Below are 20,525 nucleotides of genomic sequence, written 5' to 3'. Positions count from 1 at the left end.
GTATCGTCCTATTCAATCGGTTTTAGACCAATGACCTCTTCTGCAAATTGAAAAGTTGCAGTCTCTACACTTTTCACATCTTCGGATCGTAGCGGGTTTGTCATCACATGTGCGCCTACGTTTGGGAATTCAATAAAGCGCTTTTGGTCGTTGGATGTTGCCAACTGAGGCATCATCAATCGCATCGCATCCACAGAAACCACATTGTCTTGATGTTCAGCATCCTTATAATAAGCGCCAACAAAAACAGGCTGATTGATTGCTTTGAATGTTTCGGAAGTCATGGTCGCGTCAACCAATGAGCGAAGAGCAACCAAGCTTTCAATTCGGTATTTGGTCTGCCAGTTTTTCTTGAATTCATCCGTTGCTTCATATTCGCGGTAATCACTTCCCACAAGCATTTTCGCCAGTTGCAGTCCCCACGGTTTGGTAAGTACTTGCGAGTTCTTGTCGTAGATATCGATGTTGGGAGAGTAGCAGATCACTGCATCAATTTCGGGGTCATGTGCTGCCAGATAAAGTCCCAATGTTCCGCCAGTAGAAGTGCACATCAGAATCACTTTTCTTCCGATCTTCTTTCCAATGGCCACCGCTTCTTTTGCCGATTGTAGGTAATTCTCCGGTGTCAGATCAATAAGCGGTTCGGTGGTGTCCAAACCATGACCGTACAATCTTGGTAGGTAAAGGTTGCAGCCATAGCGCGCAGCAAAATCTTTATCAACGGGTTCGCCCTCAACCTTAGAAGCGGTGAAGCCATGGATGTAAACCACCGCATATTCGGTTGCGGAAACCGAATCGTTAAACCATACAATCTCGGCCTGATTTCCGGGCTTCATGGCCGTGTGATTGGCTTCGCGATGGGCAATCCAATTGTCCAATGAATCGATTCCAACGGATAATGAAACAGGCGTTGGGTCGAGCTTTGGTTCTGGCGCTTGGGGTCCAATCATGTATGCTACAGAAATCCCAATAATGAGGATGAGTGCGGAGTAAGCTGCTTTTTTCATGATCAGAGTTTCAGTTTTTCAGGATCTTGGCGGGTATCGAAAACGGTCAGTACGTAAATTTCGCTTTCCGTGTAACGGTACAGGATCTTGTAGTTGTCTTGCACTAAGTATCTGATCTCAAATTTTGAATTTGAACCAAGCAGTAATCCACCACTGTGCGGATTGGAAAGTAATTGAATTTCTCTCTGGAAAATTCGCTGTAGCAGTTTGATCGCTTGAGATTCCGAATACTTCGAAATGAACTCTCGGATTGATTGAAGGTCATCGATTGCACGTTCCGTCCAAATAATCTTGGTTGGAGAACCCATCAGAGCCCCAGTTTTTTCTTTGCCTCCTCAGTAGAATAAATCCTTCCTTCAATAATATCTTCCTCAGCCTTTTGAAGTCGTTCGTTCAATTCTTCCACCGTCATCGGTTTCAGTTCCGATTCTACATAGGGAATGGGAACAGATTTCATGAGTTCAGCTACTCGCTCCAAGAGCTTTTCATCGTCCGTTCGAATCAAACGTTCAATGATGCTGTATTTCAGATGTGCTACGTCCATGCTATCAAAGTTAGTGAAACACCTTCAAGGTTTTGAGATAGTCTTGTTTACTATTTGCTGGTGGTTTTTTGCTAATTATTGGATTTCACATCTAGCGCGTCTCTAATTCCATTTCCAACTAACGTGAAGGCCAACACCATCAGCAAGATGGCCGCTCCGGGAATGAGGGCCAAATATGCTTTATCCATAATGATGTAACCGTAGTGATCTTTGATCATGGCGCCCCAACTTGGTATGGGCGGTTGTGCGCCAATTCCTAGGAAACTCAAACCTGCTTCAATTAAGATTGCTGAGGCAAAATTGGCTGCGGATATTACGATGACCGGACCGAGAATATTAGGAAGTATGTGCCTAACGATGGTTCGGAAACCCGAATAACCCAAAGCGCGACAAGCTTCCACGTATTCCTTTTCGCGGATGCTGAGGATCTGGCCGCGTACGATACGCGCCACGTCTACCCACATGGCCAATCCAACGGCAATGAACACCTGCCAAAACCCTTTTCCCATGGCCAATGTGATGGCAATAACGAGCAGTAGCAGTGGAATGCTCCACACTACCGTCACGAACCACATCACCACATTGTCGATCCATCCACGGAAAAAACCTGCCAGCGAACCCATCAGAATTCCGATGATCAGCGAAATGAACACCGCCACAAAACCGATGGAAAGGGAAATGCGTGTTCCAAGGATCATTCGGCTCAAAAGGTCGCGGCCAAAACGGTCGGTGCCGAGCCAGAAGGTGCGGGTTTCGATGAGTTCCTTTTCTATTTCTGCGGAGGTTTTTCCTTCTGATGAAAGGGAACCAAAGCTGTATTTCACCAGTTCACCATCATTCGGAGTATCGCCCGTGTAGCGTTCGATGATGAGAGAGTCATTTACAAACGAATGACTGAAAATTGGAACCCAAGAATAGGCTTCCTGCTTGCCAACAAGTAATCTGTCCGTAAAATCGTCAGCCGAAACAGAAGAGCGCGGAATTTTCAGAAAGGTGAAAGTCGAACCAGGTTTTTTGGCTGCCAATTCAATGATCTGGCGATTGGCATGCGGACTTCCGTCCGGTGTGATCAACGGTCCAAGAATAGCCAAGATCACCGCAATCACAATTACGACCACACCGAAAATGGCTGCGCCATCCATACTGAACCTGCGCCAGGCCAATTGTCCGAGTGATGTGCCTTTGCTCATTTATTGCACAGGGAAAGTTTGGGGTTCAGAGATACACAGAGAATTGCATGTTTCGAATTTATCATTTCGAATTTCGTGCTTTTAGGTCGATGGTTCTTCCTTTCCAAACATAGTTACTCACGTTGCCAAAAATGCCAAGAAACGTAACGTAGACCGAAATGAAAATTTCTGCGACCAGAATATTCGCAATGCCGCAGTACGGTTGAAGGTCGCGGCTCACCGTTCGTGTGATCATCAGATCCAAAATGGTTTTGACGAATAGAATCCACATCAATCGGTCTGTCCAATAACTTCCGAGCGCTACCATAATGGCAATGAGCGAACAAAAAGCGGCCACATTTGCCAGGTAAGTGACGATGGCCGTTCCTTTTACCAAAACGCTACTGTAAGCGCTTTTCTTTGAAAGCCAACGTTTCCGTTGCTGCCAAAAACTTGAGAATTTTGGTTCAGGTCGGGTTGAAACCACCGCTTCGTAATGGTTGACAAACCGAACAGAATCGGGCCATTTTTCGCTGAAACTGAGCATGGTGAAAACGTCATCTCCCGAAGGGTTGTCTGAATTTCCGTAACCTCCGATCTCTTCAAATGCTTGTTTATCGAAGAACAGATTGGCACCATTTGCCATTATCGGATTGTTGTTTGCCGCAAAGCCGCCTGTCAGTCCCATAATCGCCAACATTTCCAGCGACTGAACATGTTCCAGTGTCGAAGTTCCTGGTTCCAAAACGATCGGGCCAAGCAGCATTTTGGTTTGCTTTTCTTGCCAATGCGACATCATGCTTATCAGCCATTCAGATGGCACGCGACAGTCAGCGTCAACTGTGGCTATGATTCCGAATTGCGCTTGTTGCATTCCACTTCGCAGGGCAGATTTTTTACCCTCGCCATTTACATTCGAAATGACTTTCAAACGCGTGAATTCTTCTTTCAGCGCTTCGCATTTGGCCAAGGTGTCGTCTTCAGAATGATCGTCAATAACGATCAGCTCAAACAGATCTTTTGCATAACTCTGATTGAAAATATCGCGGATAACCGTTTCGATATTGGCACTTTCGTTTCGCGCAGCAACGAGAATGCTGACACCGAATTCAGGCGTTTTTTCTTCTTCGACCTTCAATTTCTTCCAGCCGGAAATGGCAGATAAGATCATGGCAGAATAAAGCACCATCACCACAATCGATAATCCGAATAGAGCATCCAAGAGCCAATGCATCATCAATTGGATTTTCTGAAAAAACGGAGTTGGAAAATGAACACAACTCCGAGCAGTGCGGGCATGGCCAGATTAATGAGCCAAAGCATGGAACTGGCCATGAAGATTCCCGACAGATTTTCGGAAATCATTCCGAGAAAGTAGACCGAAACGGAACCGCGTACGCCCAATTCTGTAATGGCGATGGTCGGTACGGCCGTCATGACAAAATAGGTCATCGAGATCATCATCATGGCTTGCAGGTAGTTCACTTCTACCTTAAAGATCTGTAGCAGCATGTAAAACTGAAGCGTGAAAATGAAGTAGCGACCTAAACTGGCCAAGAACACTTTCGCCAGTGTAAATGAGCTGTGATATTGAAAAACCTCGGCATAATGACCATACTTTTTAGGAATGGGTAGCCATTTTATGATCGTAGTGAGTAAGCGTGTGTTGAGGAAAAGCACGACCAGAATTACGCACAATCCTACCATCAAAATAGCTATGAGATTGTACTGCATCGGTGTTATTGGTCCCAAACCAATGTAATCCGGAAGGAAGAACATGGTGGCCAAAATTCCCGTTACGAGCGTTACCACCAATTGAGCATAGCTACCAACAATGGTGAGAAGCGCGGCATCAAGCCTATCGGCTTTTTGCAAATGGAAGATCCGCCCACCGTATTCTCCAACACGGTTTGGCGTAAAAATGGCAATCGTTATTCCTGAGAAAATGGCTTTCAGCGATTTCCAAAGGCTTATCTTTTCGATGTAACTGACCAAAAGCCTCCATTTAAGTGCTTCAAGCAGCCAATTCAAGAACATGAGTCCAACCAGGCAAGCAAATGTGAGCAGTTGTTCCTTTTGAAGAAGAAATCCGATTCCGTCAGAAAGGTCGGTGTTCTGGTCTTTGAGTTGGATTTCGCGGTAAATGAACCACAGCGCCACACAAGCGATCACCAACTTGATGACGAACCCAAGGTTCCGCTTTCTGAATAGATCGTGCGCCATTGCTGCAAAGAACGGAAAATGTAGTCTGTGAAATTGGATTTCCGCATCATCGCACAAGTACAAGCAATTCAGCTTTTGCGAAGAGCACACAGCTTCTGTAACTTCACCGCCCAATGAAAAGCAAAGAAGAAATTGTGCAGAACTGGCTACCGCGCTACACGGGCGTGGCGGTTGAAGATTTTGGGAAGTATATTTTACTCACCAACTTCCAGAATTACGTGGAAAAATTTGCCGAGATGAACAGCGTGGAAGTGAATGGAAAAGGAAATTCCATGCCTTCGGCCACTGCTGGCGATATCACCATTATCAATTTTGGAATGGGTACGGCAAATGCAGCGACCATCATGGATCTGCTGAGTGCGGTTGGACCCAAAGCGTGCCTGTTTTTGGGTAAGTGTGGCGGATTGAAAAAGAAAAATCAGTTGGGTGATCTTGTGCTTCCGATTGCAGCGATACGCGGAGAAGGAACTTCGGACGATTACCTTCCGCCAGAAGTTCCGGCATTGCCAGCTTTCGGACTTCAAAAAGCTGTTTCTACTACCATCCGCGATTTCGGTCACGATTATTGGACAGGAACGGTTTATACTACCAACCGCAGGGTTTGGGAGCACGATGAACGTTTTAAAAAGCGTTTGAGAAAAGTGCGCTGCATGGCCATTGATATGGAAACGGCCACGCTTTTCGTAGCGGGTTTCGCTAATAAGATTCCAACAGGCGCTTTGCTTTTGGTGTCTGATCAACCAATGATTCCTGCAGGTGTGAAAACCGAGGAAAGCGATAGAAAAGTGACCTCTGAGTACGTTGATCGTCACGTTCGTATCGGCATCAAATCGTTGGAGCAATTGATCAATAACGGACTTACGGTAAAACACTTGCTTTTCTAGAATGCCGATCAGAAACATCATGGCCGATATGCGGGCCGGAAAGTACAAGCCTGTTTATTTTCTTCAAGGAGAGGAGCCGTTTTACATCGACCGCATCTCAGATTATATTGCGGAGCACGCGCTGACCGAGGACGAAAAAAGCTTCAACCAAACAGTGCTTTATGGTCTGGATACAGATGTGGGAACAATCGTGTCAGAAGCCAAGCGTTTCCCGATGATGGCGCAGCGGCAAGTGGTCATCATAAAAGAAGCGCAGCTAATTCGGAATCTGATTCCAGCGGGCGATGACGCTAAGAGCGAATTGGTTTCCTATTTAGAGAATCCGCTGCCAAGCACCGTTCTGGTTTTCTGTCACAAATACAAGAAGATCGATGCTCGGAAAAAGCTTGGAAAACAGCTCAAGACTGCCGTAGAAAAACATGGTGTTTTCTACACGTCAGAAAAAGTAAAGGATTGGACGCTGAGTACATGGATAACCGAACATGTGCAAACACTCGGTTATCACATCGACCCAAGAACGGCCAGTATTTTGGCCGAGTATCTTGGAAATGATCTTGCCAAGATCGATAACGAGTTAGGGAAGCTTTTCATCGACCTCGAAAAAGGCGGTTCCATCACCTTGGACTTAATTGAAAAGAAGATCGGTATAAGCAAGGATTTCAATGTTTTTGAACTCCAGAATGCGATGATCAATAAAGACGTGAACAAGGCGAATCGCATCATCATTCACTTCTCAAAGAATTTGAAAGAACACCCGATCCAGATGCTGACGGCCACGCTTTATGGCTTCTTTTTCAAGATCATCATGTTGCAGTATTTGCAGAAAAATAATCGGGCAAATGAGGCGGCAAAAGTGCTTCGTGTCAATCCATACTTTGTAAAGGATTATCAATTGGGTTCGCGGAATTTCACACAAAAGAAACTGCGCAGCATTATCGGCTACTTGCGCGAGGTGGATCTGAAAAGCAAAGGCATCGGAAACTCAGGAACAGATGCGGGTGATCTGATGAAAGAACTGGTGTTCAAGATCATGCATTAGCATCATCGCATCAGTGTCACTACTCCTAAGTAGCGGTGCTGATTGCCAAACAGATCTAGCAGGTTGAACTCATAAACGTAGTTTCCCTGCTCCACTTGTTTTCCTTTATAAGTGCCATCCCAATGGAAGTCGGGTTCGTTTGATTCAAAGATCATTTCACCCCAACGGTCAGAGATTTTCATGTTGTAGGTTTTCACGCTTTCGCCTGTGCCGAAAAACGTTTCGTTGAGTCCATCATCATCAGGCGTAAACGCAGACGGAATATAGAAGGTGTAGATCGGTTCTACCTTTACTTGCCCGTATTTCGTGTCTTCGCAATCTCCGTTAATAACAGTAAGGCTCAAATCGTAAATCCCGGGTTCCGTGTAAATGTGGGTCGGATTAACAGCTGATGAACTTGTGCCATCGCCTAAATTCCAATCCCAGATCAATCCGTGCTGAGATTGATCCGTTAGTACGACTTCAGCATCCAAAAGTGAAAGCACATCTTCGTTTATGGTGAAGTCGGCAATGGGAGTGATATTGGCTCTGATGGCATTGTCTGCGAACAGAACAGTGTTGCAGCCTTCTGCGCTGGTCACGGAAAGGGTAATGTCGTAGTAGCCAGAATCAGGGTAAGTGTTCTGTGGGCTTGAAGCGGTAGAAAAAGTGCTGTCTCCCAAGTTCCACTCGTAGCTCGAAATGAATCCACTTGCAATGGTAGATTGGTTCAAGAATAGCACATCCAGCGGAGCACAACCTTCTGCCTCAATCGCTTGGAATGCAGGAATGGGATTCGGAAACACCTCAATCTGAGTTGTACCTGTTGCCACGCAACCGCTGTCTGATGTTGCAGTCAACGAAACCGTGTAGACACCATGGTTCGTGTAGGTATGTGCTGTGGTGATGCTGTTTGCAGTTGTTCCATCGCCAAAATCCCAATCCCAACTTAGGATCGTGTTATCCTGTGGAACAGAGTTGTTTACGAATGAAGTCTCGTCATTCAAGCACGTATCAATACCCGAAATGCTCATAACAGGTGTCGGATTCACAATCACATCATGAAGGACCGTATCCAGGCATCCGAATTCGGTTTCCACAATCAATTGTACTTGATAAACGCCCGCTTGAGGGTACGAATAAGTTGGGTTTTGCAGTACTGACGAACTGTTGTTGTTCCCAAATTGCCATTTCCAGCCATCAATTGCAGCAGAATTCACGGTTGATTCGTCTGTGAATTGTGTGGCGTCTCCTTCGCAGGCATTCGTTGAGCTGAACTCGGCTATTGGCTTATCATGGATAACCACTACAACTTGAGTTTGATCGTAGCAGCCGGCCGAATTGGTGACGCCAAGTGTAACGGTATATGGACTGAATGCGAAATTGTTGTAGGCAAAGGTCGGATCATCCAGTGTACTTGTGGCGTTGGGGAATGCAGGAAGAAAAGCGTTGTTCCCAAAATTCCACAGAACATCGGTAATGTTTCCTGTGCTTTCATTCATGAACTGAATCACTTCATCCTGACAGAAATCTTCTCCAGTATTGATGTTCATGGCTGCATTAGGAAGTGGTAATACTGTTGCCGTTGAACTTGCCGTGGCCTGACATCCGTTTACATCTACCAATGTCAGACCAATGTTGAATGTTCCATCTATGGCGTAGGTATGGGTTGGGCTTGCCGAAGCATCTATCGCTGTTCCGTCACCGAAATTCCAAGCATACACAAGGCCTGTTCCTGTGCTATTATCAATAATGACCGTTGGATCTCCGAGGCATACGTCCGTAGGTTGATCAAATTCTGCAACAGGATTATCGTTGATGGTGATCTGAATCGATGCTTGATCGTAGCATCCCAAGTTGTCGGTCACACCAAGTCGTACCGTATACGGACCGAAAGCAAAATTCCCATAAGCAAAGCTTGGATTGTTCAGCGTGCTTGTGGTGTTCGGAAATGCGGGCAAGAAATTGTTGTCGCCAAAATCCCACAAAACATCGGTAATGTTCCCAACGGTGGCGTTCTGGAATTGAATGACTTCGTCTTCGCAGTACACTGATCCGCCAACCACGTTGATTGTTGGAACGGGCAGCGGATTTACAGTAATCGTCATGTCATCCGTATCAATGCAGCCGTTAGCATCAGTAACCGTAACGGTGTAAGTTGTGGTTGAGCTTGGAGAAGCTTGCGTGGTAGCACTTGTTGCATCAACGAGGTCTGTTACGGGATTCCAACTGTATTGTAAACCTCCCGATGCAGCCATTGTGGTGAGTGTGTTCAAACAGATGGATTGATCGATACCGGCAATCGCAACTGGTAGTGGATTTACCGTTGCTGTTTGAGTTGTTGTATTGGAACATCCGTTCACATCAGTGATGGATAGCGTTACCGTAAAAGTTCCATCGCTAGCATACGTATGGGTTGGGCTTTGCGAATAGTTCAGGGGACTGCTATCGCCAAAATCCCAAGTGTAATTCAGGCCTGTGCCTACGCTATTATCCGTAAACTCAGTAGCATTGCCAAGGCAGACATCAGCTGGCTGCGGAAAACTTGCTGTTGGAAGCGCAAAAACAGTGATTGTGACATCATCCGTGTTTACGCATCCGTTTCCGTCAGTTCCTGTTGCTGTAAATGTGCTCGTTGCAACGCCACTGAAAATCGGATTGCTGATGCTTGCATTGCTCAATCCTGTGCTTGGCGACCAGCTGTAAGAAACAGCTCCAGAAGCGGAAAGCTGCACCGTCTGACCATTGCACATACTGTTGTCTGCTCCAGCGCTCACCACAGGAAGTGCATTCACGCTGAGTAACATGTCATCCGTATCGATGCAGCCATTGGCATCGGTAACCGTTACCGTATAATTTGTAGTGATCGTTGGTGAGGCCTGTGTTGTTGCACTGCTTGCGTTTGCAAGATCAGTTGTTGGGTTCCAGCTGTATTGTACACCACCAGAAGCTGCCATTGCAGTGGCACTGCCCGTACAGATAGTTTGGTCTGGTCCTGCATTGGCGGTAGGAAGCGGATTGACCGTTATCCCGATATCGTCTGTATTCGTGCAGCCATTCGCATCGGTAATTGTCAATGTATATGTGGTATTTGAGGCTGGGTTTGATGATGGATTCGAAATGCTTGGATTGGTGAGTGCTGTGGTTGGCGACCATTGAGCTGTTTCTCCTCCAGCCAAACCTGTTGGCGCCATTTGGTATGAATCCCCTGCGCAGATTGACTGGTCTAACCCTAAACTGAATGAAGGCGCTGGATTGATTGTGACTTGGACGGAGTTGCTGGCAGTGCAGCCTTCTGAAGTGATAGTAAGCGTAACTGTATATGTGCCCGCAGCAGCATAAGTGTGCGAAACCTGTGTTCCTGTTGCAGTGGCTCCATCCCCAAAATCCCACTGAAAGCCAGTGATAAGTCCAGTGGAAACCACAGACGAACTTTGAAAATCTACTGGTGTTCCTGCGCATTGAACAGGAGAAGTGACAATGAGTGCAGGGTTCAGTGCATTGCAAAATTGATGAAGATTGTTTGCGCCTCCAGTGGCCGCTGTAAATCCCCAATACACGTTTGGGTTTCCGCCAAAAAGATTGTTCACGATATTCCCAGTGTAGGTCAAGCGGAGCACACCATCGAAGTAAACGGTCATGGTCATCGCGACAGCATCCCAAACAACATTCAATTGATGCCAAGCGCAATCTTCTACGTTATTCACACTACCGCTGATCGGGGTCGGTCCGGCAAGCGTGTTCGGGCCACCGTGAGATACCACTCCGTTAGTCTGAAAAGCCATGTGATCATAGGCTGGCTCGCCACCATTTTGGTAGGTGTCTAATTCTACCGCAAAACTTGGGTTAATGCCTTGATAACCGATGCCTCCTCCAGAGCTACCAGCATTCACGCTCAACGGCTGAAGGACAAATGCTAGACCATCAGCACCACCACCATTACAACCTAGAAAAACGTCAAAAGTGAAATTGAAAGAGTTGCTCAGGTCAAATAGGTTCACGTTCCATACTGAACCGTTCTGACCATTATTCGCTGGCGTAAGTCTATAGCAATTACAAGACGTTTGCGCGGCATTTCCGTTTATCTGGTACTGCGCAGCACTCTGTAGCGGTATGAGTATGACCGACAGAAATACGAGTACTACAGGAAATAACCTCAGTTTCATTTCCATCAACGCGTTAACGTGACGTGGCCTCTGTACGCGTGGTCATCATTTTTCCAATCTATTATGTAGAAATAGTAGATGTAAACGCCTTGCTCCACTTGTTGTCCTTGGTACGAACCATCCCATGTGTAATCTCGATCGAATGATGTGAAGATCTCTTCTCCCCATCTGTCGTAGATATACATGGAATAGGATTTAAAACCTTCTCCATCGCCATAGAATTCCTCGTTATTCCCATCGGCATTCGGAGTAAAAGCATTCGGGATGTAAAAGGTGTAGATAGGTTCCACTTTTACGGAAGTGCCAATTGTGTCCTTGCAACCATATTGAGTGGTTACGTATTGCGTCACGTCATACGTGCCAGGTTCATTGTAATTATTGGATGGATTCTGGTCTGCGCTGTAATTTCCATCGCCCAGATCGTAGTGCCACTCAACTACATTTTCTGAAGATAGGTCGGTGAAATTGATTTCAGGATTGAGAAGATCGGTGATGTATGGGTCGGCTGAAAACAAGGCATCGGGTTTCGGATATTCGGTAATGTAGTTGACCACCGTATCGTAGCTCACACATCCATTGCCTGAGGTTGCACGCAGTGAAACCGTGTACTCGGCCACGCTCAGATCATCCAGCGAATCGTTGTAATACACGTTCATTGGGTTCTGATTGTTTGTCGGGCCATCGCCATCGCCCAGATTCCATGTCCATTGAGAAATGGAATAGGGGGCAGGTATATAGCAGGTTTCTGTGAACGTGACCCGAAGCGGCTGGCAACCATCCACAACATCAGAAGTGAAACTCACCTCTGGTAATGGGAAAATCTCCACTTGATGAACGACCGTATCGGTGCAACCTTTATCCGTGGTTGTGATCAATGAAACTGGGTAAAAGCCATGATCAGAATAAAGATGTTCGGTGTTCGGATTGCTTGAATTGGCGCCATCGGCAAAATCCCAACTCCAATCTATGATCACATCATTCAACTGAACAGGAACCGATGAAAGGTCTTCGAACCAAGTGGTGTCTTCCAAACAATTTTTGATCGCATTGCTGAATTCAGAGACCGGCAACGGATGAACAACTGCATTGCCTAACGTTATGGCATTGGCACAACCTGCTGCTGTAGTAACGGTCAAGGTTGCATTGTAAAAGCCATGCTGCCCGAAAGTGATAGTTGGATTTTGAACAAGAGAAGTTTGGTTGTCGCTGAAAACCCAACTCCAAGTTCCAATAGGATAAGAGCCGTTAGGATTGGAAAAGTCTGTGAATTGATTCGCATTGCCCAAACAAACCGAGTCGAAGGCAAAGGCAGCAACGGGAACTGGGAAAACTTCAATGGTTCCTGTCGTGTCATCCTCGCATCCGAAGGCAGTGGCCACGCTTAGGTTCACTTGGAAAAATCCATCGCTGGGATATGCTTGTGATGGAGGGTTTTGAAGTGTTGAACTGCTTGCGTTTCCAAAATCCCAGTTCCAATATGTGATTTGTCCGCTTGAAACGGTCGATTGATCAAAGAATGGAATCAACTTGTCTTCACAATCACTCGCAAAATTGAAGTTTGCTATCGGGAAAGGGTGAATGGTGGTGGTTTGCGTAAGGCTGTCTTTGCAACCCTGGTCAGAAATTGCCACAAGTTGAACTTGATATGCGCCATCCGAGAGGTAAACACTTGTAGGATTTGGGTTTGAACTACTGTTTCCATCGCCAAAATGCCACTGGTAAGTTTGAACCACGCCACCCGAAATGCTTGAAAGGTTGCCAAAGAATGAAGGTGCATTCAAGCAAACATCATCTACCACAAAATCAACAATCGGTTGTGGGTCGATTACTACCACTACGGAGTCTGTTTTAATGCATCCGCTATTGCTCGTTACCGTAACGGTGTAAACGGTTGTTACCATTGGCGATGCCACTGGATTTCTGATGAGTGAGTTGCTTAATCCGTTGGTTGGCGACCAAGAAAAAGTAGAATTTACGGCACCTACTACATCTAGTTGAGCCATTCCGCCAGCACAGAAAGAAGTATCGCCAATGGCATTTGCAGGCGAAGCTGGCAATTCGGTAACTGAAACGTAATCCGTATCGCTACAAACACCTATCAACGTGATCATTCGGTAATCGACATTCCCCACGGGATTGATGGTGATTGTTCCCGCATTTCCAACCACGGTTCCGTTGGTGATGTCATACCATTCAAACACCACTCCGCCAGAACCACTTAAGGTCACAGGGTCGCCAGCGCAATAAGGGATATCTGGCCCAGCATCTGCAACAGGAGTTGGGTCGATGGTGACCGTAGCTGTAGCAGAAGGTTCTGGAACCGTTGAGGCACAGAAATCATTTGCAGTGACGGTATAAGTGGTGGTTGATGCCGGACTGACAAAAATCGTATCCGTTGTTTCGCCAGTAGACCAAGAATAGGTGTTTCCCCCAGCACCGCCAGTAGAAGTTGCCCAAAGCTTGGCCGTTCCTCCACAAAAAGCCGTGTCTCCAAACGCTTCCACCGTTACGGGAGAAACATCGTTGATGTAGATCAAGATCGTGTCTGAACCGCAAACGCTGGTCTGTACATCAATGATCACCGTTTCAACGCCTTCTACCGTGCCATCAAACACGGGTTCTATCAGAAAACTGGTGCTAAGTGTGTTTGCCGGAATGGTGACTGATGTTGGAATAGCCGGAAAATCGACACCATTTGTTGCTGTTCCGGTCACGCTGAAATTCACCACATAATCGGTCGAGATGCTCTCACTCAGCGTAAACGTGACTGTAGCGTTTGAGCAGTTTTCGTACGCAGTAGAATCGGCAGTGGCAGTTGTGGTTGTTATCTCTACTACAGAACTGGTTAAACTGCCTTCGGCAAGAAATACTCCAGAATCCCATATGCCATCACCAGCATCGGCAATCATGATTTTCAAATGGTATGTTTCACATGCCTGAACATTGGAAAAAGCGGTGAGTACGGTGGTGAAGGCATCATACTGAACAGTGGCGCCTCCTGCATTATTCACATAATATTGAGCGTATGAACCAGCGTTAACGTTATCGATGGTTACAGGAATAGCAGTGCCGGGAACAAGTGCAATGTTCTGTTGACCTGCAATGCCTGGCCCACTGATGAAGAATGCAAAGGCATCGTTGTAGCCCGAATTCACGAATTCAGGATATTCCTCCGAACCGAATACGTAATCGAATTCAATGGTATTGGAAAGAGGGATGAAGTCGAACTCGAGCACGATTGCGTTAAATGTTCCAGCGCCTGCCAGGCCATTGAGTTGAGCATTTCCCGGAAGGCCGTTGTCTTCACCTGCGCTTCCAGAATTATTTGGTCCTGGAGCCCATGTTGTCGGACCAGTACATAGGATCACACCACTTGGCAGTCCAATATTACTGGCGGTTCCATTGAAAGACCCAGCAGCCAAAGGCGATCCCGTAAGCGTAGCATTTGATACGGTAATTCCCGGTCCGGCAAGCAATTGGGCAAGGGCAGTGGCCGTCAAACCGCTTGTGGTGGTAAGTTGCCCAAAGGCATTCCCATGGCAAGCGATAAGCGTTGCAATGATCAGTATGTATCGTGAAAAACCGCTACGGGTTATCATCATTTGACGGGTTGGCGAATGAGTCTTCTAAAGTATCTCAAACAAGGCTTTATTCCAATTGGAAAAACAACTTATCTGCTCACTGCTTTAGACATGGAAATTGGGTTCGGGTTGCTTAGGGTTAACGGCAAAAAGTAACGCTTCTGCTGAATTGGTTTTTGGAGATATTCTATTCAAATGTTTGATGGCTGAGCCGATTTCGTTGCGTGGAGGGAACCATATGTACTTAAGGAATCAGAAAGAATGCTCCGCAGCTGAAATAGGATTGCTATTGACCTAGCGGAGAGTCAAATTTCGATTTTGGGAGTTCCGTCAGTCATCGAGGGAGTTCCCTCAGTCATTGAGGGAGTCCCCTCCGCCATCGAGGGAGTTCATTTTACCATTGGGGGAGTTACATTGAGGTCGGTTCAGCGAACTGTGTCTGTCGGCAAGCAACAATCTTCCATTAATTACACTTCTGAATTTCAATGGGTTTTCAATGTATTGAAAATCAATAGGTATCGAATAAGATCTCGAATTGTTGGAGCAGGGGATGCTGCCCGTAATTATCCTCGTGCTGACAAAATCGCATTTGATTACTTCTACCTTTGCGCGCTTAATTCGTTTTATGAAAAGAACACGCGACATCTCTATCGCAATCATTCTGCTATTTGTGTGCTCGCTTGCTCAGGCACAAACAGGAAAGGTTAAAGGTTTTGTGTACGATAAGGAGAACGGAGAACCTGTTCTGTTTACGAATGTGACGCTGAAAGGCACCACCTTGGGCGCTGCCACCGATGTGAATGGATATTACACCATCACCAATGTTCCTGTTGGCAACCAAACACTGATGATCACTTACTTGGGATATGACACACTTTATTCTGCTGTGGAGGTGCAGGCCGATCGTATTGCTTCGGTCAATCTTTATCTCCAAAAATCTTCGGTAAAACTGGGTGAGGTTCAGATCAGTGCAGAGCGCCAAGAAGCACTTTCGGAAGTGAGAACATCCGTAACGCAACTTACGCCTAAGGAAATGAAGCAGGTTCCTACCGTAAGTGGAGAATCGGATCTTGCTCAAGTACTTCAGGTGCAACCTGGTGTGATCTTCACAGGCGACCAAGGCGGACAGTTATACATTCGAGGTGGTTCGCCAATTCAGAACAAGGTTCTTTTGGATGGGATGATCGTTTACAATCCATTTCATAGCATTGGTTTCTTTTCTGTTTTTGAAACCGATATCATCAAAACTGCCGACATCTATACGGGCGGTTACAATGCCGAGTATGGCGATCGTATCTCTTCCATCATGGATATCAAGACCCGCGATGGTAACCGTGTTAAATTCTCAGGTAAAGTTTCGGCCAATCCTTTTGGTACCAATCTTTTGTTGGAAGGGCCCATCATTAAGCTGAAAGAAGAGCGTGGGGGAACGCTTACTTACATGGTTTCTGGTAAGACCTCTTACCTGAAATACACTTCAAAAGTGCTTTACCCTTACGTGAACAATGGTGATGGACTTCCCTTCAATTTCACGGACGTTTTTGCCAAGTTGTCTTACAATGCGAATAGCGGAAGTAAGATCAATCTGTCAGGTTTCAGCTTCAATGATCAGGTCACCTATCAGTCTATCAATAACTACAAATGGAACTCTTATGGAGTGGCAATGAATGTGCTTGTAGTTCCTTCTGGTTCGCAAGTATTGTTGGAGCCGTTTTTCAATTATTCCAGCTATCGGATTGAACTTACCGGTGGGGGTGTTGATGACAGACGCTTCAGCCAGATCGGTGGTTTCAACGGTGGAATGAACTTCACCTATTATTTCGGCAAAAGCGAGTTGAAATTCGGCCCATTCCTACAGGGTTTCCAGACCAAATATGAGTTTGTGAATTCGGTTGGACAGAAGATAGGCAACAACGAATCGCAGAACACGACCGATTTCGGAGTCTTTGCCAAGTTCAAATGGAGTTGGAAAGACAAGATCGTCCTAGAGCCTAGCTTCCGTCTCCATTATTATGCATCGTTAGGCGTTGCATCTCCAGAGCCACGCCTTGGTGCCAAGTGGAACATTACCAAATGGCTCCGTCTGAAATATGCATTCGGTCTGTTTGCGCAGAACATGATCAGCGCCAATTCCGATAGAGATGTTGTGAACTTGTTCTACGGATTTCTAACAGCGCCAGAGAATCTTCCGAAAGAGTTCGATGGTAAGACGATCAATAATCCACTTCAGCGTGCCATGCACAATATCGTTGGGTTTGAAGTTGATCTCGGAAAACGTGTGACCTTGAATGTGGAAGGATATCTGAAAAACTTCCTTCAATTGAGCAATGTGAACAGGAATAAACTTTTTGCAGACGATGATCAGAACGCAGGCGTTCCTGATCTGTTGAAAAAGGATTTCATCATCGAAACCGGAAAAGCGATGGGAATCGATTTCGTGTTCAAATACAGCCACAAACGCTTGTATCTGTGGGCGGTTTATTCGCTGAGTAAAGTAACGCGATATGATGGCATACGAGAATACTACCCACTGTTCGATAGACGTCATAACGTCAATCTGGTAGCGGCTTACACCTTCGGAAAAGACCTTAATTGGGAAGCAAGCGTACGTTGGAATCTGGGTTCAGGCTTCCCGTTCACGCAAACAGCTGGTTTTTACGAAAATCTTGTGTTCACCAACGGGGTCAATACCGATTATACCACTCAGAATGGTACGCTGGGTGTTCAATATGGCGAACTCAACAAAGGAAGACTTCCATATTATCACCGATTGGACCTTTCTGTGAAACGTAAATTTGAGGTGGGAAGCACCACCTTGGATATAGTTGTTGGTCTGACCAATGTTTACAATCGTAAGAATGTGTTCTACATCGATCGCGTTCGTTATGAGCGTGTGAACCAATTGCCGATACTGCCAAGTTTGGGCTTAAGCTGGCAATTTTAAAATGGATTTTCTTCCAAAGGAAATAGAGGCATATGCCGAGGAATTTACTCGGGAAGAAGGGGCAATTCTGGCAGAACTGAACAGGGAAACCTACGCCAAGATCATGACACCAAGAATGCTTTCGGGGCATTTGCAAGGTCAAGTGCTGCGCATGCTTTCCATGATGATAAAGCCACAGAATATTCTGGAAATCGGAACCTACACCGGGTATTCGGCACTGTGCTTGGCCGATGGTCTTCAGCAAGGTGGAAAACTCATCACCATTGATGTGAATGAGGAGTTGCAAGACATCATTCTTAAATATTTCCGAAAGGCAGGAAAGTTGGATAGTATCGATTCTCTGATCGGAAATGCGGTAGAGATCATTCCAAACTTGGATAAGAGGTTTGACCTTGTTTTTATCGATGCCGATAAAGAGAATTATTCAAATTATTATGACCTGGTGTTCGATAAGGTCAACGTTGGCGCTTACATCATTGCCGATAATGTGCTTTGGAGTGGTAAAGTGTTGCAAGATGATTCCACCTTGGATAAGGACACGATTGCCTTGAAAGATTACGCGAAAAAAGTGAAGACCGATTCCCGTGTTGAACACGTAATGATGCCCATTAGAGATGGTTTGCTCGTAGCCAGAAAATTGGCTTAATTTGGCCGTTATAATTCCGTAACACAAGCGCGCATCGATACACTTTTCCTATTCTGATTCTGGATTAATACCTACAGATTGAAAAGGGCCATCGTGTCAGTCATCAACGATCTTTCTACCGACCAGCGCGTGCACAAGCATTGCCTGTTGTTGGGTCAAAAAGGATTTGAAGTGGTTCTTATCGGACGGCACACCTCAACGAGCGTCCCATTGGAGCAGCGGACCTATTCCATGCACCGCATGAAACTGCCATTCGAAAAGGGACCGTTGTTCTATGCTTCGTTCAATATCGCGTTGTTCTTCCATCTTCTTTTTAGAAGATCAGACCTGCTCTTTTCCAATGATCTGGACACGCTGCTTCCTAACTTTCTGGCAAGCAAGATCAAACACAAACCACTGATCTACGATAGTCATGAATTCTTCACCGAAGTTCCTGAACTGGTAGAAAGGCCGCGCGTGCAAAAGATCTGGTTGGCTATTGAAAAGCGCATTTTGCCTAAACTTCGTTTTTCACTTACAGTCAATAGGTCCATTGCGGACCTGTATGAGCAGAAGTACGGAGTGAAAATGAAGGTGCTGCGCAATATTCCTCCGGTTTCTGAACTCACTGGCGAATTGTCAAAATCGGAACTTGGCATTCCGGAATACAGGAAGGTCATCATCCTACAAGGCGCTGGCATTAACATGCATCGCGGAGCAGAAGAAGCCGTGGAGGCTATGCGTTACATCGATGATGCTGTTCTATTGATTGTAGGTTCAGGAGATGTTGTGGAAAAGTTGAAGCAAATGGTCGCTGATTTTGAGATTTCTGACCGAGTGATCTTCAAGGGGCGAATGCCTTATCAGGAAATGATGGCACATACACGATTGGCTGATCTTGGGCTTTCGCTGGATAAGGATACGAACGTGAATTACCGCTTCAGTTTGCCGAATAAACTCTTTGATTATATCCATGCTGGAATTCCTATTCTTGCTTCAGATCTTGTAGAAGTAAAGCGGATTGTGGAGCAATATGAAGTAGGGGAGATTGTGAAATCGTTCAATCCACCGTTGCTTTCTCAGCAGATTCGCGAAATGCTTTTTTCACCAAAGGTGAACGAATGGAAGCAGAATGCCCTCAAAGCAAGGGCAGAGCTTAACTGGGAAAACGAAACTGAGGCTCTTTCAACAATGATTGATTCTATCCATGTCTAAGCACTTGCACGTCATAGCATTTGATGTGCCGCTTCCTGCCAATTACGGAGGCGTCATCGATGTATTCTATAAGCTGAAAGCGCTTGCATCGCAAGGCGTTAAGATCCATCTGCATTGCTACGAATACGGCCGAAAGCAAGCGCCCGAGCTAGAACAATACTGCGAGGAGGTTTTTTACTACCATCGAAAAACCACAAGAGGCTATCTTTTTCGAAGGCGTCCGTTCATTGCCGTAACCCGTTCATCAGAAGAACTTGTGCAGCGCTTACTTAAAGATGATCATCCAATACTGTTTGAGGGTTTACATACTTGTTATCACTTGGAAGATGAACGACTTTCAGGTCAATTCAAAATTGTGAGAACGCACAATATCGAACATGATTATTACCGCAATCTGGCGAAGGTTGAAAAGGACTTTTTTAAGAAATACTACTTTTTGAACGAAGCTGTGAAGTTGGAGCGCTTTGAACGAACGCTTTGCAATGCCCAATTGATTGCGGCTATTTCCAGAGCAGACGCGGCATATCTAGACCCTAAGTATCCGAATGTTCAGCATGTCTCGGCTTTTCATCCAAACGACAAAGTCGAGATCTCTGAAGGAATGGGAACGTTCTGTCTGTATCATGGAAGTTTGGAAATAGGAGAAAACAATGAAGCTGCACTTTACCTGGTAAACCGGATTTTCTCCAAGATCGATGTCCCGCTCGTCATTGCTGGAAATAAGCCATCTCAGGAGCTGAGGTTGGCTGTTGCTAAATATTCTAATGTCGAGATTCGGTCAAACCTGAATACCGAGGATATCCATCAATTGATCAAGGATGCTCAGATAAATGTCTTGCCCACTTTTCAAGCTACAGGCATTAAGTTGAAGTTATTGGCAGCACTCTACATGGGACGCCACTGCTTGGTGAATTCCTTTATGGTCGAAAACACCGGATTGGAATCGTTGTGTAGAGTGGAAAATACCGATAAACGATTTGCTGAAGCGGTTCAGGCCTTGTTCTCAGAAGAGTTCAATGGCGATAGTGTGGAAAGACGTGAGGAGATTTTGAATGCACGGTTTTGCAATAAGGTGAATGCCAAGAAACTCTATTCGCTGATTTTTGCGGATGTAAAGGCATAAAAAAACCCGATCCATTTCTGAATCGG

The 20,525-nt window shown here is 45.8% G+C and carries 14 protein-coding genes; 6 read left to right on the top strand and 8 right to left on the bottom strand.

What is annotated here, in order from left to right:
- Positions 1-8: 8 nt before the first annotated feature.
- From K9J17_08885 to K9J17_08860, 6 genes are all read right to left on the bottom strand, one after another.
- Complete coding sequence (locus tag K9J17_08885; protein ID MCF8276836.1) at positions 9-1,007, bottom strand: alpha/beta hydrolase; 999 nt, start codon at positions 1,005-1,007, stop codon at positions 9-11.
- Between the two features lie 2 nt (positions 1,008-1,009).
- A complete protein-coding gene (locus K9J17_08880) occupies positions 1,010-1,315 on the bottom strand; it encodes a type II toxin-antitoxin system RelE/ParE family toxin (protein ID MCF8276835.1) in 306 nt (101 codons plus the stop codon).
- Positions 1,315-1,551, bottom strand: a complete 237-nt coding sequence (locus K9J17_08875) for a hypothetical protein (GenBank protein MCF8276834.1) — start codon at positions 1,549-1,551, stop codon at positions 1,315-1,317. The genes K9J17_08880 and K9J17_08875 overlap by 1 nt, the downstream gene beginning before the upstream one ends.
- Positions 1,552-1,622: 71 nt before the next feature.
- Positions 1,623-2,741, bottom strand: coding sequence for an ABC transporter permease (locus tag K9J17_08870; protein MCF8276833.1), 1,119 nt, complete (start codon positions 2,739-2,741; stop codon positions 1,623-1,625).
- 61 nt (positions 2,742-2,802) lie between these two features.
- Entirely contained in the window at positions 2,803-3,957 is a 1,155-nt protein-coding gene (locus K9J17_08865; GenBank protein ID MCF8276832.1) for a glycosyltransferase, read from the bottom strand.
- On the bottom strand, positions 3,957-4,943 hold the full coding sequence (locus K9J17_08860; protein ID MCF8276831.1) for a flippase-like domain-containing protein: 987 nt from the start codon (positions 4,941-4,943) through the stop codon (positions 3,957-3,959). Before K9J17_08860 ends, K9J17_08865 begins: the two co-directional genes overlap by 1 nt.
- A 113-nt stretch (positions 4,944-5,056) precedes the next feature.
- Between K9J17_08860 and K9J17_08855 the strand changes: the two genes are divergently transcribed.
- Both K9J17_08855 and holA read left to right on the top strand, forming a co-directional pair.
- A complete protein-coding gene (locus tag K9J17_08855; protein ID MCF8276830.1) occupies positions 5,057-5,827 on the top strand; it encodes an AMP nucleosidase in 771 nt (256 codons plus the stop codon).
- Position 5,828: 1 nt separating this feature from the next.
- Positions 5,829-6,866: a DNA polymerase III subunit delta gene (holA, locus tag K9J17_08850; GenBank protein ID MCF8276829.1), complete on the top strand. Its 1,038-nt coding sequence runs from the start codon at positions 5,829-5,831 to the stop codon at positions 6,864-6,866.
- Positions 6,867-6,868: 2 nt separating this feature from the next.
- On the opposite strand, the gene K9J17_08845 is transcribed toward holA, so the two are convergent.
- Together K9J17_08845 and K9J17_08840 are read right to left on the bottom strand one after the other, a co-directional pair.
- Positions 6,869-11,011 (bottom strand): PKD domain-containing protein, encoded by a 4,143-nt coding sequence (locus tag K9J17_08845; GenBank protein MCF8276828.1) that lies wholly within the window; start codon positions 11,009-11,011, stop codon positions 6,869-6,871.
- Between the two features lie 5 nt (positions 11,012-11,016).
- Positions 11,017-14,613, bottom strand: coding sequence for a choice-of-anchor L domain-containing protein (locus K9J17_08840; GenBank protein ID MCF8276827.1), 3,597 nt, complete (start codon positions 14,611-14,613; stop codon positions 11,017-11,019).
- A 604-nt stretch (positions 14,614-15,217) separates the two neighbouring features.
- On the opposite strand from K9J17_08840, the gene K9J17_08835 reads away from it, so the two are divergent.
- From K9J17_08835 to K9J17_08820, 4 genes are all read left to right on the top strand, one after another.
- Positions 15,218-17,536 carry a TonB-dependent receptor gene (locus tag K9J17_08835; GenBank protein ID MCF8276826.1) on the top strand — a complete coding sequence of 773 codons (2,319 nt, stop codon included), beginning with the start codon at positions 15,218-15,220 and terminating at the stop codon, positions 17,534-17,536.
- 1 nt (position 17,537) lies between these two features.
- Positions 17,538-18,182, top strand: a complete 645-nt coding sequence (locus tag K9J17_08830) for an O-methyltransferase (GenBank protein ID MCF8276825.1) — start codon at positions 17,538-17,540, stop codon at positions 18,180-18,182.
- Between the two features lie 78 nt (positions 18,183-18,260).
- The gene (locus K9J17_08825) at positions 18,261-19,376 is read left to right on the top strand and encodes a glycosyltransferase (GenBank protein ID MCF8276824.1); all 1,116 of its coding nucleotides are present in this window, start codon (positions 18,261-18,263) and stop codon (positions 19,374-19,376) included.
- A complete protein-coding gene (locus K9J17_08820; GenBank protein ID MCF8276823.1) occupies positions 19,369-20,499 on the top strand; it encodes a glycosyltransferase in 1,131 nt (376 codons plus the stop codon). The genes K9J17_08825 and K9J17_08820 overlap by 8 nt, the downstream gene beginning before the upstream one ends.
- The last annotated feature ends 26 nt before the right edge of the window (positions 20,500-20,525 follow it).

Source organism: Flavobacteriales bacterium, from assembly GCA_021739695.1.
Lineage (GTDB): Bacteria > Bacteroidota > Bacteroidia > UBA10329 > UBA10329 > UBA10329.
Note: the sequence above shows the minus strand (reverse complement) of the source record. Positions and strands in the feature narration are given on the sequence as shown.

Coding starts and splice junctions, on each gene's coding strand:
- K9J17_08885 (MCF8276836.1), bottom strand. CDS start 1,007: ATGAAAAAAGCAGCTTACTCCGCACTCATCCTCATTATTGGGATTTCT.
- K9J17_08880 (MCF8276835.1), bottom strand. CDS start 1,315: ATGGGTTCTCCAACCAAGATTATTTGGACGGAACGTGCAATCGATGAC.
- K9J17_08875 (MCF8276834.1), bottom strand. CDS start 1,551: ATGGACGTAGCACATCTGAAATACAGCATCATTGAACGTTTGATTCGA.
- K9J17_08870 (MCF8276833.1), bottom strand. CDS start 2,741: ATGAGCAAAGGCACATCACTCGGACAATTGGCCTGGCGCAGGTTCAGT.
- K9J17_08865 (MCF8276832.1), bottom strand. CDS start 3,957: ATGATGCATTGGCTCTTGGATGCTCTATTCGGATTATCGATTGTGGTG.
- K9J17_08860 (MCF8276831.1), bottom strand. CDS start 4,943: ATGGCGCACGATCTATTCAGAAAGCGGAACCTTGGGTTCGTCATCAAG.
- K9J17_08855 (MCF8276830.1), top strand. CDS start 5,057: ATGAAAAGCAAAGAAGAAATTGTGCAGAACTGGCTACCGCGCTACACG.
- holA (MCF8276829.1), top strand. CDS start 5,829: ATGCCGATCAGAAACATCATGGCCGATATGCGGGCCGGAAAGTACAAG.
- K9J17_08845 (MCF8276828.1), bottom strand. CDS start 11,011: ATGAAACTGAGGTTATTTCCTGTAGTACTCGTATTTCTGTCGGTCATA.
- K9J17_08840 (MCF8276827.1), bottom strand. CDS start 14,613: ATGATGATAACCCGTAGCGGTTTTTCACGATACATACTGATCATTGCA.
- K9J17_08835 (MCF8276826.1), top strand. CDS start 15,218: ATGAAAAGAACACGCGACATCTCTATCGCAATCATTCTGCTATTTGTG.
- K9J17_08830 (MCF8276825.1), top strand. CDS start 17,538: ATGGATTTTCTTCCAAAGGAAATAGAGGCATATGCCGAGGAATTTACT.
- K9J17_08820 (MCF8276823.1), top strand. CDS start 19,369: ATGTCTAAGCACTTGCACGTCATAGCATTTGATGTGCCGCTTCCTGCC.